The sequence below is a fragment of the Actinomadura sp. J1-007 genome, from assembly GCF_009793335.1.
Classification (GTDB): Bacteria; Actinomycetota; Actinomycetes; order Streptosporangiales; family Streptosporangiaceae; genus Spirillospora; species Spirillospora yumaensis.
Genome location: NZ_WING01000001.1, coordinates 2,147,074 through 2,160,221, shown reverse-complemented (window position 1 = coordinate 2,160,221; position 13,148 = coordinate 2,147,074). Strand labels below are relative to the sequence as shown.

Sequence of the window (13,148 nt, the reverse complement as noted above, 5' to 3'; positions counted from 1 at the left end):
GACAGACGGCAAGTGTGGAATAGAACCCTCCGTAACTGATCATGCACGGGGGGTGGATCAGTGCCTACCAACACCACATCGCGTACGGCCTCCAGCCGAAGGTCGGCCGGTCGTACCAAGGGCACGGCGGCGAGGAAGACCCCCGCCGCGAAGAGGAGCACCGGCGGCAAGCGCACCAGCGCCGCCGCCGCGAGCACCGCGGGCGGCCGTACCACGGTCAGTGCGCGCACGTCGTCGAGGACGAGCACGGCGCGCAAGCCCGCCGCGAAGCGGAGCACGTCCACGGCCGCGAAGCGGTCCACGTCCAGCCGTCCCGCCACCAGGCGCACCAGCGCGGCGCGGACGACCGGCCGGAGCACCACGAGCAAGAGCACGTCGGCGCGCAAGCCCGCGTCGAGCCGGAGCACCACGTCGCGGACCAGTACCGCGGCGAGCCGGAGCGGCGGCCGCGCCGCCACGTCGGTCAACAAGGCCGCGACGCAGGCCAAGGCCGCCGCCACGCAGATGAAGTCGGTGGCGACCAAGGCGTCCTCGTCGGCCAAGGCCATGACGGCCATGACCAAGGCGATGACGAGCGCGACCAAGGCGATGTCGGACGCCGCGAAGGCGATGAACTCCGCGGCCAAGACCATGAAGACCACCAAGGCGACCACCGGCACCCGCGCCTCGTCGTCCCGCGGCACGAGCTCGCGCAGTACGGGCACGCGGAGCACGAGTTCGCGGAGCACCACGTCGCGCGGCACGGGCTCTCGGAGCACCGGCTCCCGGAGCACCGGCACGCGCGCCGCGTCGCGGGGCACGGGCACCCGGAGCACCGCGTCGCGGAGCACGGGCACGCGCGGCACGGCGTCGCGGAGCACGGGCACCCGCGCCGCGTCGTCCCGGTCGGGAACGACGACGCGCCGCACGTCGGCGGCCTCGTCGCGGTCCAAGCCCGCGACGAGCCGTAGCACGGCGTCGCGTTCGACGACGGCGCGCCGGAGCACGTCGGCGGCGAAGCCGGCCACGCGCCGGACCACCGCCACGGCCCGGTCGCGGTCCACCGCGGGCGCCCGGACGGGAGGGTCGTCGTCCTCGAAGGACTCCTCGTCCGGGGCGGGCTCCTCGTCCGGGACGGCCCGTTCCGGCAACGGGACCAAGCGGTCCAACGGCTCGCCGTCGTCCCCGGCCTCGATGGTGGAGGCGAAGACGGACCCGGGCTCGATGGCGCACTCGACGAGCACGGACGGCGGATTCCTGTCCGGCCTGACGAGCGCCGCCGAGCGCAGCCAGTAGCCGGAGCCCGGCGGCGGAGCCCCTTCCCGTTCGCGGGGACGGGGCTCTGCCGGAGTTCCACGACCGAGCGGAGGGCGAGTCGATGGACGACAAGGAGATCCTCGGGCGCATCCACGACCTGGTGGGCGAGGAGCAGCGGCTCCGCGACCGCCACCAGCGCACCGGCCTCACCGAGGACGAGGAGCGCGACCGCCTGGAACGGCTCGAGGTGGCCCTGGACCAGTGCTGGGACCTGCTCCGCCAGCGCCGGGCCCGGCAGGAGTTCGGGGAGAACCCGGACGACGCCGAGGTCCGTTCCGTGGCGGAGGTCGAGGGCTACCGCCAGTGAGCCCCACCACCGCCCCCGCACCGGGCCCCGCACCGCGCTCCGAGCCGGGATTCGCACCGGGCCCTGCACCGGGGTTCGCACCGGGTTCCGAGCCGGGCCTCGCGCCGGGCTCCGGGCCGGGCGTCGCACCGGGCCTTGCGCCGGGCGTCGCACCGCGCCTCGCACCGGGCTCCGGGCCGGGGTTCGCACGGGGCCCCGCGCCGGGCGTCGCACCGCGCCTCGCACCGGGCTCCGAGCCGGGGTTCGCACGGGGCCTCGCGCCGGGCGTCGCACCGCGCCTCGCACCGGGCTCCGGGCTGGGCCTCGCACCGGGCTCCGCTGTGGGCTCCGCACCGGGCTCCGACGCAGGCTTCGCGGCGGCGGGCCGGGATGCCTGACTACGGGCGGCCGATCCGGTTCGGGTACTTCCTGACGCCGGACGCGTCCGAGCCGCTGATCGCGATCGGTCAGGAGGCCGACCGGCTGGGGCTCGACCTGATCGGCGTCCAGGACCATCCGTACCAGGGCCGGTTCGTCGACACGCCGTCGCTGATGGCGATGCTGCTGGCCGCCACGTCCCGGATTCGGGTGTTCCCGGCGGTGGCGTGCCTGCCGCTCCGTCCGCCCGCGACGCTCGCCAAGGCGATGGCCTCCATGGACCGCCTGAGCGGCGGACGGGTCGAGCTGGGCCTCGGCGCCGGCGCGTTCTGGGACGCGATCGAGGCGTACGGCGGCCCGCGCCGCACGCCGCGGGAGGCCCGGACCGCGCTGGAGGAGGCGGTACGGCTCATCCGGATGCTGTGGGGCGACCAGCGGGGACTGCGGTTCGACGGCGCGTACCACCGGCTCGCGGGCGCGCAGCCGGGCCCCGAGCCCGCCCACCGGATCGGAATCTGGCTCGGCGTCACGGGCCCGCGCGCCCTGGAGCTGACCGGCCGCCTCGCCGACGGCTGGATCGTGTCGTCGGCGTACGTCGCGCCCGCCGGGCTGCTGGCCGGGCAGCGGCGGGTGGACCACGCCGCGCAGGCCGCCGGCCGCGACCCCGCCGAGATCCGCCGGATCTACAACCTGTCCGGGGCGATCGACGAGCGCGGCTCGCAGGGCTTCCTGAAGGGCCCGGTCCGCCAGTGGGCGGACGAGCTGACCGAGCTGGCCGTGGGCCACGGCGTCGACACGTTCGTCTACGCCGGAGACCCCGAGCAGCTCGGCGCGTTCGCCATGGAGGTGGCCCCGGCGGTCCGCGAGCAGGTCGGCCGCGAACGCGCCGGGACGAGGCCCTCCGAGGCCGTCCCCACCGAGCCGGGGCCCGCCGGAGCGAGCCCCTCGGGAGCAAGTTCCTCCGGAGCACGCCCCAACGGATGATCCGCCGGGCCGAGTCCGTCAGGTCAAGGCCCGCCGGGGCGAGTCCGCCGGGGTGAGTCCGTCAGGTCAAGGGCCGTCAGGTCAAGGCCCGCCGGGGCGAGTCCGCCGGGGCGAGTCCGCGGCCAGTGGGGTCAGCAAGTCAGGGCCGCCAGGTGTGGGCTACATGCGTTCCGGGGTCGGGACGCCGAGGAGGCCGAGGGCGGTGACGAGGGTGCGCAGCGTCGCCGCGCTCAGCGCCAGCCGGGACCTGCGGGTCTCGTCGTCGTCCGCCTTGAGCACCGGGCAGTTCTCGTAGAACGTGGTGTAGGCCGACGCGACCTCGTAGACGTAGCCCGCGAGCCGGTGCGGCTCCGCCAGGTCGCCCGCCTGCGCGAGGACGGGGCCGAAGTCGAGCAGCTTGAGCGCGAGCGCCCGCTCGGCGGGGTGGCCGAGCTCGATCGGCCCGGTCGCCTCCTCCGGGGCCGTCCCGCCCAGGCGGAAGATCGACCGGATCCGCGCCGTCGTGTACTGGAGGTACGGCCCGGTCTTGCCGTGGAACGGGACCATCCGGTCGAAGTCGAAGATGTACTCGCTGTCGAGCGCGACCGACAGGTCGGCGTACTTGACCGCGCCCATGCCGACCTTCTCCACGATGTCGGCGCGGGTGGCCTCGTCGAACGCCTCCCTGTGCTCGATCTTGTCGAACTCGGCGCCGGCCCGTTCGACGGCCTCGTCGAGCAGTTCGGAGAGCTTGACGGTGCCGCCCGCCCGGGTCCGCAGGATCTTGCCGTCGGCGCCGAGGACGTTGCCGATCTGGGCGTGCTCGGCGCGGACGTCGTCGTCGTTCAGCCAGCCGGCCGTCCGGGCGACGGCGAAGACCATCTGGAAGTGCAGGGACTGCGGCGCGCCGACCACGTAGATCATCCGGTTGACGTGCTCGGTGTCGACCCGGTACCGGATGGTGGCGAGGTCGGTGGTGGAGTAGTTGTAGCCGCCGTCGCTCTTGCGGATGATCACCGGCAGCGGCTCGCCCTCGCGGCCGGTGAACCCGGGCGGGAACGCGCACAGCGCCCCGTCGCTGACCACCGCGATGCCCTTGTCCTCCAGCTCCTGGACGGTCGGGGCGAGCAGGTCGTTGTAGAAGCTCTCGCCCTTGATGTCGTCGTCGGTGAGGGTGACGCCGAGCCGCCGGTAGACCGAGTTGAAGTACCGCTTGGAGACGTCCACCAGGACGTTCCAGAGCCGCAGGGTCTCGGCGTCGCCGGCCTGGAGCCGCACGACCCGCGTCCGCGCCCGTTCGGCGAACGCGGGGTCGGAGTCGAACTTCTCCCGCGCGGCCTGGTAGAAGGCGGTGAGGTCGGAGACGGACGAGTCGTCGCGGGCCGCGGCGTCCTCGCCGAGGTCGAGCAGGTGCTCGATCAGCATGCCGAACGGGGTGCCCCAGTCGCCGACGTGGTTGTCGCGGACGACGTCGTGCCCGAGGAACTCCAGGATCCGGGCGACGGCGTCGCCGACGATCGTGGTCCGCAGGTGCCCGACGTGCATCTCCTTGGCCACGTTGGGCGAGGAGTACTCGACCACGACCTTCTGCGGGTGCTCGGCGGCGGGCACGCCGAGCCGGTCGGCGGTCAGCACCACCTCGGCCTGCCGGGCGATCCACGCGTCGCTGAACGTCAGGTTGACGAACCCGGGCCCGCTGACCTGCACGTCGGCCACCACGTCACCGGCGTCGAACCGGGCCACGATCTCGTCGGCCACCTCTCGCGGCCGGCGCCCCAGCTTCTTGGCCAGCGGCAGGGCGACGTTGGCCTGAAGGTCGGCGAACTGCGACGGCCGGATGACCGGGTCGGCGTCCGCGTACGACGGTCCGAAGGCGGCGCTCAGCGCGTCCTGGACCCGGGCGGCGATGACGTGTTGCGGATCGGGCATGCACCAAGGTTATCGGCGTCGGCCCCTTGCCCCGGAACGGTTTACCGCCGCGCCGCCGCGCCACCTGCCGCGCCCCCGCCGCTACCGGTTGCGGTGGGCGAGGAACGGCACCCAGCGGAGCGCGGCCGACAGCAGCAGCGCGGCGGCGAGGGCGATGGCGAGCCCGACGGCGTCGTTGTAGAGGTTGTCGGGGTGCAGCGCGAAGAAGTCCCGCAGCGACGGCACCCCGAGCGTGACCACGAACGCGGCGCCCATCACGCCGACCAGCCCGAGCCGCCACCAGTTCCACGGCCGGGCGATCAGCGCGAGCACCCACAGGGCCACCAGGAACAGCGCGAGCGAGGCCGTGGCGCTGTCCTCCTCGAACCCGGTGGCCGCGCTCTCCGAGGCCAGCCAGTACGCGGCGAACGTGGCGACGCCGCACGCGATCCCCGCCGGGACCGCGAACCGCAGCACCCGCGGCACGAACCCGGACCGGGCCCGTTCGAGGTTGGGCGCGAGGGCGAGGAAGAACGCCGGGACGCCGATCGTCAGCGTGCTGATCAGGGTCAGGTGCCGGGGCAGGAACGGGAACCGGACGTGCACCAGCCCGACCAGCACCGCCAGGATGATCGAGTAGACCGTCTTGGTCAGGAACAGGTTCGCGACGCGCTCGATGTTGCCGAGCACGCGGCGGCCCTCGCCGACCACGTGCGGCAGCGTCGCGAAGCTGTTGTCGAGCAGGACGATCTGCGCCACGGCCCGGGTCGCGCCGCTGCCCGAGCCCATCGACACGCCGAGGTCGGCGTCCTTGAGCGCGAGCACGTCGTTGACGCCGTCGCCGGTCATCGCGACCGTGTGGCCCTTGGCCTGGAGCGCCTTGACCATCGCCCGCTTCTGCTGCGGGCCGACCCGCCCGAACACCGAGTTGCCCTCCAGCACCGCGCCCATCTCGGCCGGGTCCGCGGGCAGCGTCCGGGCGTCCACGGGATGGTCGGCGCCCGGCAGCCCGAGCGTGCGGGCGATCGCGCCGACGGACGCGGGGTTGTCGCCCGAGATGACCTTGACCGTGACGTCCTGCTCGGCGAAGTAGCGCAGCGTCTCCGCGGCCTCCTCGCGCAGCCGCTGCCGCAGTACGACGAGCGCGGCGGGCTCGGCGCTCGCGGTCACGTCCAGCTTCTCGGGCGCGTCGAACGAGCCGTCCGGGACGCGGGCGAGCGCGAGCACCCGCAGCCCCGACGCGCCGAGCCGTTCGGCCTCCGCGCGGGACGGGTCGCCGGTCCCGAGCAGCACGTCGGCCGCGCCGAACACCCACGATCCGTGCCCGCCGAACGACGCGCCGCTCCACTTGCGGGCCGAGGAGAACGGGACCGAGCCCGTCATCGTCCAGCCGGGATCGGGCGTGCCGAAGCCCTCCTGGACGGCCCGCATCGTCGCGTTCGGGTCCTGGTCGGCGGCGGCGAGCGCGGCGAGCGCGTCCCGGCCGGGCAGGTCTCGGCCCAGGTCCACGACGTCGTCGAGGTCCATGCCCGGCTCGGTCAGCGTGCCGGTCTTGTCGCAGCACAGCACGTCCACCCGGGCGAGGCCCTCGATGGCGGGCAGCTCCTGCACCAGGCACCGCCGCCGCCCGAGCCGGACGACGCCGACCGCGAACGCGATGCTCGTCATCAGCACCAGGCCCTCGGGACCATCGTCACCACGCCCGCGACCGCGCCGACGACCGCGTCCCCGACGCCGCCCGCCGAGGAGAGCTGGCTCGCGAACAGCAGGACCGCCGTCGGGACGATCAGCCATGTCACGTACTTGAGGAAGGCGTTGATGCCGCTCATCAGCTCCGAGCGCGACAGCGTGAACTGGCTGGCCTCCTCCACCAGCCGCGCCGCGTACGCCTCGCGGCCGACCTTCTCCGCCGTGAACGACCCGCTGCCCGCCGTGACGAAGCTGCCCGACTGCACCAGGTCGCCGGGCGCCTTGTGCACCGGGTCGGCCTCGCCGGTGAGCAGCGACTCGTCGACCTCCAGCCCGCGGGACGCGGCGACCGGCCCGTCCACCGCGATCCGGTCGCCGGTGCCGAGCGCGATCAGGTCCCCGAGCACGACCTCCCGCTGGGAGACCTCGCGCTCGTCGCCGTCGCGCACGACCCGTACGGGCGTCTCGCCGACGACGGCCAGCCGGTCGAGGGTGCGCTTGGCCCGCAGCTCCTGGACCACGCCGATCGCGGAGTTGGCGATGATGATCCCGCCGAACAGCCCGTCCTGCCACTCGCCGAAGATCAGGACGAGGACGAACAGCGAGCCGATCAGGGCGTTGAACCGGGTGAGGATGTTCGCCCGGACGATCTCCCCGGCCGAACGGCTCGACCGGCGCGGCACGTCGTTGGTCCGGCCCTCGGCCACGCGCTCGCGCACCTGCGCGGAGGTCAGCCCCCGCGCCGTGGTCTCCTGCACATCCGTCACGTCTCCCCCGGTGGACGCACCTCCCGAGAGCCCTCGGGACACGATCAAGCCTAAGTGGCGGCTGGGGGTTCGGTCGGCGCGGGCTCGCGGAGCCCGTCCGCGCCCGTACCGCCGGGCGCGTCCCGGTCGTCCGCCGGGCGCCGCGGCGGGGCGGCCCCATGGCCCGCGGCGGCGTCTTCTGCGGTCACGGGCTCGGGGTCCCTAGGCGGAACCACGTCCTGCATGGGGCCGGTGTCGCCGCCGGACGCCCTCTCCTCGGCGCGCCCGGAGTCCTGCCCCTGGCTCTGCCCCTTCTCCGGCTCCTTGGCCTTGTCGCCGTCCTTGGCCTTGTCGGCGTCCTTGCCCTTGTCGTCGCCGTGGGTCCAGCGGCCGAAGCGGGACGTGCGGGTGGCCGACACCTGCTCGCGGATGCGCTCGACGATGCGCCCGGCGGCCAGCTCGTGGGCGAGCACGCAGGCGGAGGTGATCGCGCGGGCCCGGGACGCGCCGTGCGCGATCACGACGGTGCCGTTCAAGCCGAGCAGGACGCCGCCGCCGTAGGTCTCGGGGTCGAGCCGCTCCCGCAGGCCCTGGAGGCGGCGGCGCTGGAGCAGGGCGCCGACCTTCGCGCTGCGGCTCCCGGTCATCGCGGACCGGATCTCGGCGAACGCCGTCCCGATCGTGCCCTCCATCGTCTTCAGCGCGACGTTGCCGGTGAAGCCGTCGGTCACGATCACGTCCACCGCGCCGCTCAGCAGGTCGTGGCCCTCGACGTTGCCGGTGAAGCGGACGCCGTGGTGGCCCGAGGCGAGCAGCTCGTGCGCGCGCCGCGCCAGCTTGTTGCCCTTGCCGGGCTCGGCGCCGATGCTCAGCAGCCCGACGCGGGGCCGTTCGAGGCCGAGCCTGATCTGGGCGTACGCGGTGCCGAGCGCGGCGAACTGCACGAGCGTCTCGGGCTTGACGTCGGCCGTGGCGCCCGCGTCGAGCAGGACGGTCGGGCGGGGACGGGTCGGCAGCGTCACCGCGATCGCGGGGCGCAGCACGCCCTGCTGGCCCTTCAGCCGCAGCCGGGACGTGGCGACGACCCCGGCGGTGCTGCCCGCCGACACCAGCGCCGACGCCCGGCCCTGCTTGATCAGGTGGCAGGCGATCGCGACGGACGAGCGCGGCTTGCGCCAGCTCGCGAGGGCGCCCTCGCCCATGTCCAGGGCCTCGTCGGCGTGCGCGATCGGGATCTCGCCGGTGACGCCGTGCCGGTCGAGCTCGGCGCGGATCCGCGGGCCTGGCCCACCAGGACGAGCCGGACGCCGTGCTCGCGGACCGCCGCGACGGCCCCCGCGATGATCTCCTCGGGGGCGTGGTCGCCGCCCATCGTGTCGACCGCGATCGGCAGCGGCCGGGGACGGACGCCTTTGCCGGTCATGGCCGCTCCAGGTGGGGTGAACGTCTGCGGTGCGCCGCAAGAACGCAGCTCATCGCATGGTAGGACGTTCTTTCACGTGCCTTGGCAGCACGCCCCCCGCGGCGGGCCGGTCAGTTCGGCTTCTTCTTGCAGTCGCCGCCCAGGCAGGTGGCGTTCTGCACCAGGGGACGGCCGCCCACCAGGATCGTGTAGTAGTTGGCCCGCGTCGCGTCCTCGCCGCTGCCGATGACGTGCACCGTCCGCTTGTCGTCGGTGGTCCCGGTGCAGGACGCGCGCATCTTGCGCTTGGTCCAGCCGGGCACGTCGGTGCAGCTCAGCGGGGTCTTGAGGGAGATGCCGCGGGCGCGCAGCTCGGCCGCCGCCGCGGTCGGCAGCGCGCCCCTCAGCGACGCCTGCGTCTTGTACCGGAGCTCTTTGGAGTCGATGAGCGTCACATAGGCGACGGCGGCGGCCGCGCCGACCATCAGGACGGCGGCGACGCCCAGCACGAGGGCCTTCACGCGGGTGATCTTCACAGCGGGTAGCGTGACCGCCGCCGCGCCCGGATACGCGCGATGTCCGGAGAATTTCCCCGATCATGCCGAGTCCTTGCCGTCCGGGGAGACCTCCCGGCCGTCCGGGGGACCTCCCGGCCGTCCGGGGGACCTCCCGGCCGGTCGGCCGGAGCCCCGGCCGGTCAGCCGCAGCTCGGCCCGAGGCAGGTGGTGCGGACCGCCTCCCGCCCGGCGACCTCGATCACGTAGACCTCGCGCGGATGGTCGGTGTCGGCCTCGGTCGCCGTCCCGGTGATCGTCACCGGTTCGCCGGCCCGCGTCCGCGCCGTGCAGCGGACCCTGACCAGCGACTCCGACTCCCCGGAGTCCATCGTGCAGTCGGGCCTGCCCTTGAGGTGGACGCCGCGCGCGCTCAGCTCGCGGGTCGCGCCGTCCGCGATCGCGTTGCGGTACGCGCCGTCCGAGATCCGCTGCATCACCTGGCAGCCCGACAGGAACAGCGCCAGCATCGAGACCAGGGCGGCCACGCGGAGGAGCGTCACGATCCCTCCCCGGCGGCCTCGCCCGCGAATCCGTCCCCGAGCCCGTCCCCGGGGCGGCGGGCGTGCACCTCGGCGACCGCGTCCGCGATGGCGTCGGGCCGGTCGAGCTGGAGCAGGTGCAGGTCGCCGGGCAGTTCCACCTGCCGCCCGTACGGGGTCATCTCCGCCAGGCGGCGGTGCCCTTCGGCCCATTCCCGCGCCTTGCGGGGGTTCTTCACGTCGCCGAGCGCGGTCAGCACCACGAGCGGGATCGGAGGGAACGGGAGCCGTTCCCGGAGCCCTTCGAGATCGACGGCCATCTCGCGGTAGGCGAGCTCCTCGCCCAGCATCGTCGCGAGCACCGTCCCCGGCCGTACACCGAGCGGACGACGTCGGCGGGGACGGGCTCGTCGCGCCTGCTCGCGAACTTCAGCGCGAACCGCCGCCCGGCGGGCCCGAGCAGCCACGGGAGCCGGGTGGCCCCGACGGCCGCCCCGATCGCCCTGGTCACCGGCTCGGCCGCCGCCGACAGCCGCACCTTGCAGGACGGGTCGTGCTCGTAGCTCGGATCGACCAGGACCATGGCCTTCACCAGGTCGGGACGCTGCCGCGCGAACGCCTCGGCGTGGAACCCGCCCATCGAGTGCGCGACGACCGTCACCGGCTCGCCCGCGCGCGCGGCGAGGCCGGCCAGGATCGCGACCTCGCGCCGCAGGCTGGGCGGGGCGTTCCCGGCCGGGCTGCGCCCGAGCCCGGGGCGGTCGAAGACCGTCAGCCGGTACGTGCCGTCCAGCCGCGCGAGGGTCGGGGCCCAGTCGAACCAGGCCCCGCCGAGCCCGGAGGTGACCAGCAGCGGCGGGCCGTCCGGGGGCCGCTCTCGGCCACGTGCACCCGTTCGCTCCCGGCCTCCACGATCGACTCGTCCGAGGCGCTCATGGCATCGTTCCCTCCGGCTCGGGGGCTCGCGCCCTGGCGGGGCCGCGCGCGGCGCCCTGCGGTCGGCGTACAGCGCCCACGCGATCACGAGCAGGCCGAGGCACAGGATGCTGATCTGGACGCGCTGCACGATGCCGAGCCACTGCCCGACCAGCATGGCCAGCAGCGTCGCGGTGCCGGCGACGCACTCGGCGAGCGCGATCAGCCAGCCGAAGTGCCCGAGCGAGGGCCACCACCCGTACCGGCGGGACGCGATCGACAGCGTCAGCATCGCCAGCACCCCGAACACGACCACGAAGCTGCTGGTGACCGAGTGGAACTGGTGGGCGAACGACACGTTCTCCGACCGTTCGAGCAGGGCGCAGCGGCTCTCCATGCTCGGGGCGCAGTCGAGCGGGAACGTCGCGTCGCCGACCGCGAACACCCCGAACAGCAGCAGGAAGATCCATCCGGCCCGGGACCAGGGCCGGTGCCGCAGCCGTCCGAGCGCGATCCCGGCCACCACCATCGTCAGCAGCCCGGTGACGAGGTCGCCGCCGCTGTAGACGTCGTGGTAGGGCTGGTCGACCGCGGACAGCTCGCTGACGTAGCCGTTGATGCCGTCGAGGTCGGGGCTCAGCAGGTGCTCCAGGAGGAACGTCGCGTACGCCACCGCGGCGATCAGGGCCAGCACGACCGCGAACCCCGGCACCACCCCCGGCCGGTCGCCGTCCGGCGGCGACGCCGCGACCGGCTCGTGCGGACGCGTGTCCACCCGGGCCCCCTTCGTCCGTCAGGGGGACGTCCCCCTGCGCCCCGGGCGGCGTACGGCGCCGCGCCGCCCCATGGCCGCCGCCGTCGCCCGGTCCTGTCCAGCCCCAGTATTTCCCCGTTCAGCATAGGCGCGGCAGACGGGTCGCCACTTTCACGAGGCGTAGTCGTTGTACTAGCGGCGAGTCCGGTCAGAACCGGGCACGGACGACATGTCTGGCTCGGGGGTGACCAGCATCTTTGTACCCTGGCACGGGTATCTGTTCGGTACGAATAGCACGTAACCGCTTCAATGGGGGTGATCCGGGCCTGAAAGCTCACCGACCGTGACGCCACCCCACCCGGGTGCGTCGCCCCCGCTGACATCAAGGAGTACCAACACGTGACACTGGTGAACGACGCGGCGCCCGCAGTGCGATCCACAGGTCGCAAGTTCCGCGCCTTCACGGCGAAGCACCTGGACGAGCTCACCGCCCGTGCGGGTCTGTCGCCCGAGCAGCGGCTCGCGACGCGGGCGGTGGCCACGGTGCTGCCGTTCCGGACGAACGCGTACGTCATTGATGAGCTCATCGACTGGGCGGCGGCGCCCGACGACCCGATCTACCGCCTGGTCTTCCCGCAGCCCGACATGCTGCCCGAGGCCGACGTGGCGCACCTGACCGGCCTGCTGCGCCGCGAGGCGCCGAAGGCCGAGGTCGAGGCCGCCGCGCACGCGGTGCGGATGAAGCTCAACCCCCATCCGGCCGGGCAGATGGAGCTCAACATGCCGAGCTTCGGCGACGGCAAGATCCCCGGGATGCAGCACAAGTACGACGAGACGGTGCTGTACTTCCCGAAGCAGGGCCAGACCTGCCACGCGTACTGCACGTACTGCTTCCGCTGGGCGCAGTTCGTCGGCGACGCCGACCTGAAGATGGCGGGCGACGACGTCGACCAGCTCCGCGACTACCTGGTCGCGCACCCCGAGGTGACCAGCGTGCTGTTCACCGGCGGCGACGCGATGATCATGGGTGAGCCGGTCCTGCGCCGCTACCTGGAGCCGCTGCTCGAACTCGACCAGCTCGAGTCGATCCGGATCGGCACCAAGTCCCTGGCGTACTGGCCGCAGAAGTTCGTCACCGACCCGGACGCCGACGACATGCTGCGCATGTTCGAGCAGGTCGTGGACGCGGGCAAGAACCTGGCGTTCATGGCGCACTTCACCCACCCGCGCGAGCTGGAGCCGCTCGTGCTGAGCGAGGCGGTCCGCCGCATCCGCGACACCGGCGCGGTCATCCGCACCCAGGCGCCGCTGATCCGCTCGATCAACGACGACCCGGCGGCCTGGGAGAGCATGTGGCGAACCCAGACCCGCATGGGCATGGTGCCGTACTACATGTTCGTGGAGCGTGACACGGGCCCGCAGGACTACTTCGCCGTCCCGCTCGGCCGCGCCCACGACATCTTCCGGAACGCCTACAAGAACGTCTCGGGCCTGGCCCGCACCGTTCGCGGCCCCTCCATGTCCGCCACCCCCGGCAAGGTCTGCGTGGACGGCGTCGTCGACCTCTTCGGCGAGAAGGTCTTCGCGCTGCACTTCATCCAGGCTCGCAACGACGACCTGGTCAACATGCCGTTCTACGCGAAGTACGACCCTGAGGCCGTCTGGCTGGACGACCTCAAGCCCGCCTTCGCGGACCGCTTCCCCTGGGAGGCGTGACCCCGTTCCGACGGCGCATTGCCCGTGGAACCCCCGCGGGCAATGCGCCTCGTTAACCT

At 73.5% G+C, this 13,148-nt stretch carries 11 protein-coding genes and 1 pseudogene; 4 read left to right on the top strand and 8 right to left on the bottom strand.

Going from position 1 to position 13,148, the window contains the following annotated elements:
• Positions 1-60 precede the first annotated feature (60 nt).
• From GEV43_RS09775 to GEV43_RS09765, 3 genes are all read left to right on the top strand, one after another.
• Positions 61-1,275, top strand: coding sequence for a hypothetical protein (locus GEV43_RS09775; RefSeq protein WP_160820405.1), 1,215 nt, complete (start codon positions 61-63; stop codon positions 1,273-1,275).
• 82 nt (positions 1,276-1,357) lie between these two features.
• Entirely contained in the window at positions 1,358-1,603 is a 246-nt protein-coding gene (locus tag GEV43_RS09770) for a DUF2630 family protein (protein WP_160820404.1), read from the top strand.
• A gap of 369 nt (positions 1,604-1,972) precedes the next feature.
• The gene (locus tag GEV43_RS09765; RefSeq protein WP_160820403.1) at positions 1,973-2,944 is read left to right on the top strand and encodes an LLM class flavin-dependent oxidoreductase; all 972 of its coding nucleotides are present in this window, start codon (positions 1,973-1,975) and stop codon (positions 2,942-2,944) included.
• 159 nt (positions 2,945-3,103) lie between these two features.
• Here GEV43_RS09765 and argS read toward each other — a convergent pair whose 3' ends face one another.
• The 8 genes and pseudogenes from argS to GEV43_RS49840 form a co-directional block, all read right to left on the bottom strand.
• Positions 3,104-4,852, bottom strand: coding sequence for an arginine--tRNA ligase (gene argS, locus GEV43_RS09760; RefSeq protein WP_160820402.1), 1,749 nt, complete (start codon positions 4,850-4,852; stop codon positions 3,104-3,106).
• Positions 4,853-4,933: 81 nt separating this feature from the next.
• Entirely contained in the window at positions 4,934-6,499 is a 1,566-nt protein-coding gene (locus GEV43_RS09755) for an HAD-IC family P-type ATPase (RefSeq protein ID WP_309239554.1), read from the bottom strand.
• A complete protein-coding gene (locus tag GEV43_RS54715) occupies positions 6,499-7,287 on the bottom strand; it encodes a hypothetical protein (RefSeq protein ID WP_309239553.1) in 789 nt (262 codons plus the stop codon). Before GEV43_RS54715 ends, GEV43_RS09755 begins: the two co-directional genes overlap by 1 nt.
• 356 nt (positions 7,288-7,643) lie before the next feature.
• A pseudogene (gene plsX, locus GEV43_RS09750) lies at positions 7,644-8,689 on the bottom strand (phosphate acyltransferase PlsX); the annotation flags it as partial.
• 110 nt (positions 8,690-8,799) lie between these two features.
• Positions 8,800-9,204: a hypothetical protein gene (locus tag GEV43_RS09745; RefSeq protein ID WP_309239552.1), complete on the bottom strand. Its 405-nt coding sequence runs from the start codon at positions 9,202-9,204 to the stop codon at positions 8,800-8,802.
• 161 nt (positions 9,205-9,365) lie between these two features.
• Positions 9,366-9,725: a hypothetical protein gene (locus GEV43_RS09740; protein WP_309239551.1), complete on the bottom strand. Its 360-nt coding sequence runs from the start codon at positions 9,723-9,725 to the stop codon at positions 9,366-9,368.
• Positions 9,722-9,967 (bottom strand): hypothetical protein, encoded by a 246-nt coding sequence (locus tag GEV43_RS49845; RefSeq protein ID WP_241682842.1) that lies wholly within the window; start codon positions 9,965-9,967, stop codon positions 9,722-9,724. The genes GEV43_RS09740 and GEV43_RS49845 overlap by 4 nt, the downstream gene beginning before the upstream one ends.
• The gene (locus GEV43_RS49840; protein WP_309239550.1) at positions 9,958-11,394 is read right to left on the bottom strand and encodes an alpha/beta fold hydrolase; all 1,437 of its coding nucleotides are present in this window, start codon (positions 11,392-11,394) and stop codon (positions 9,958-9,960) included. Before GEV43_RS49840 ends, GEV43_RS49845 begins: the two co-directional genes overlap by 10 nt.
• A gap of 378 nt (positions 11,395-11,772) precedes the next feature.
• Between GEV43_RS49840 and GEV43_RS09725 the strand changes: the two genes are divergently transcribed.
• Positions 11,773-13,089, top strand: a complete 1,317-nt coding sequence (locus GEV43_RS09725) for a KamA family radical SAM protein (protein ID WP_160820401.1) — start codon at positions 11,773-11,775, stop codon at positions 13,087-13,089.
• Positions 13,090-13,148 lie beyond the last annotated feature (59 nt).

Excerpts from the sequence above, each read along its gene's own strand:
- GEV43_RS09770 (WP_160820404.1), top strand. The coding sequence starts at position 1,358 with ATGGACGACAAGGAGATCCTCGGGCGCATCCACGACCTGGTGGGCGAG.
- GEV43_RS09765 (WP_160820403.1), top strand. The coding sequence starts at position 1,973 with ATGCCTGACTACGGGCGGCCGATCCGGTTCGGGTACTTCCTGACGCCG.
- argS (WP_160820402.1), bottom strand. The coding sequence starts at position 4,852 with ATGCCCGATCCGCAACACGTCATCGCCGCCCGGGTCCAGGACGCGCTG.
- GEV43_RS09755 (WP_309239554.1), bottom strand. The coding sequence starts at position 6,499 with ATGACGAGCATCGCGTTCGCGGTCGGCGTCGTCCGGCTCGGGCGGCGG.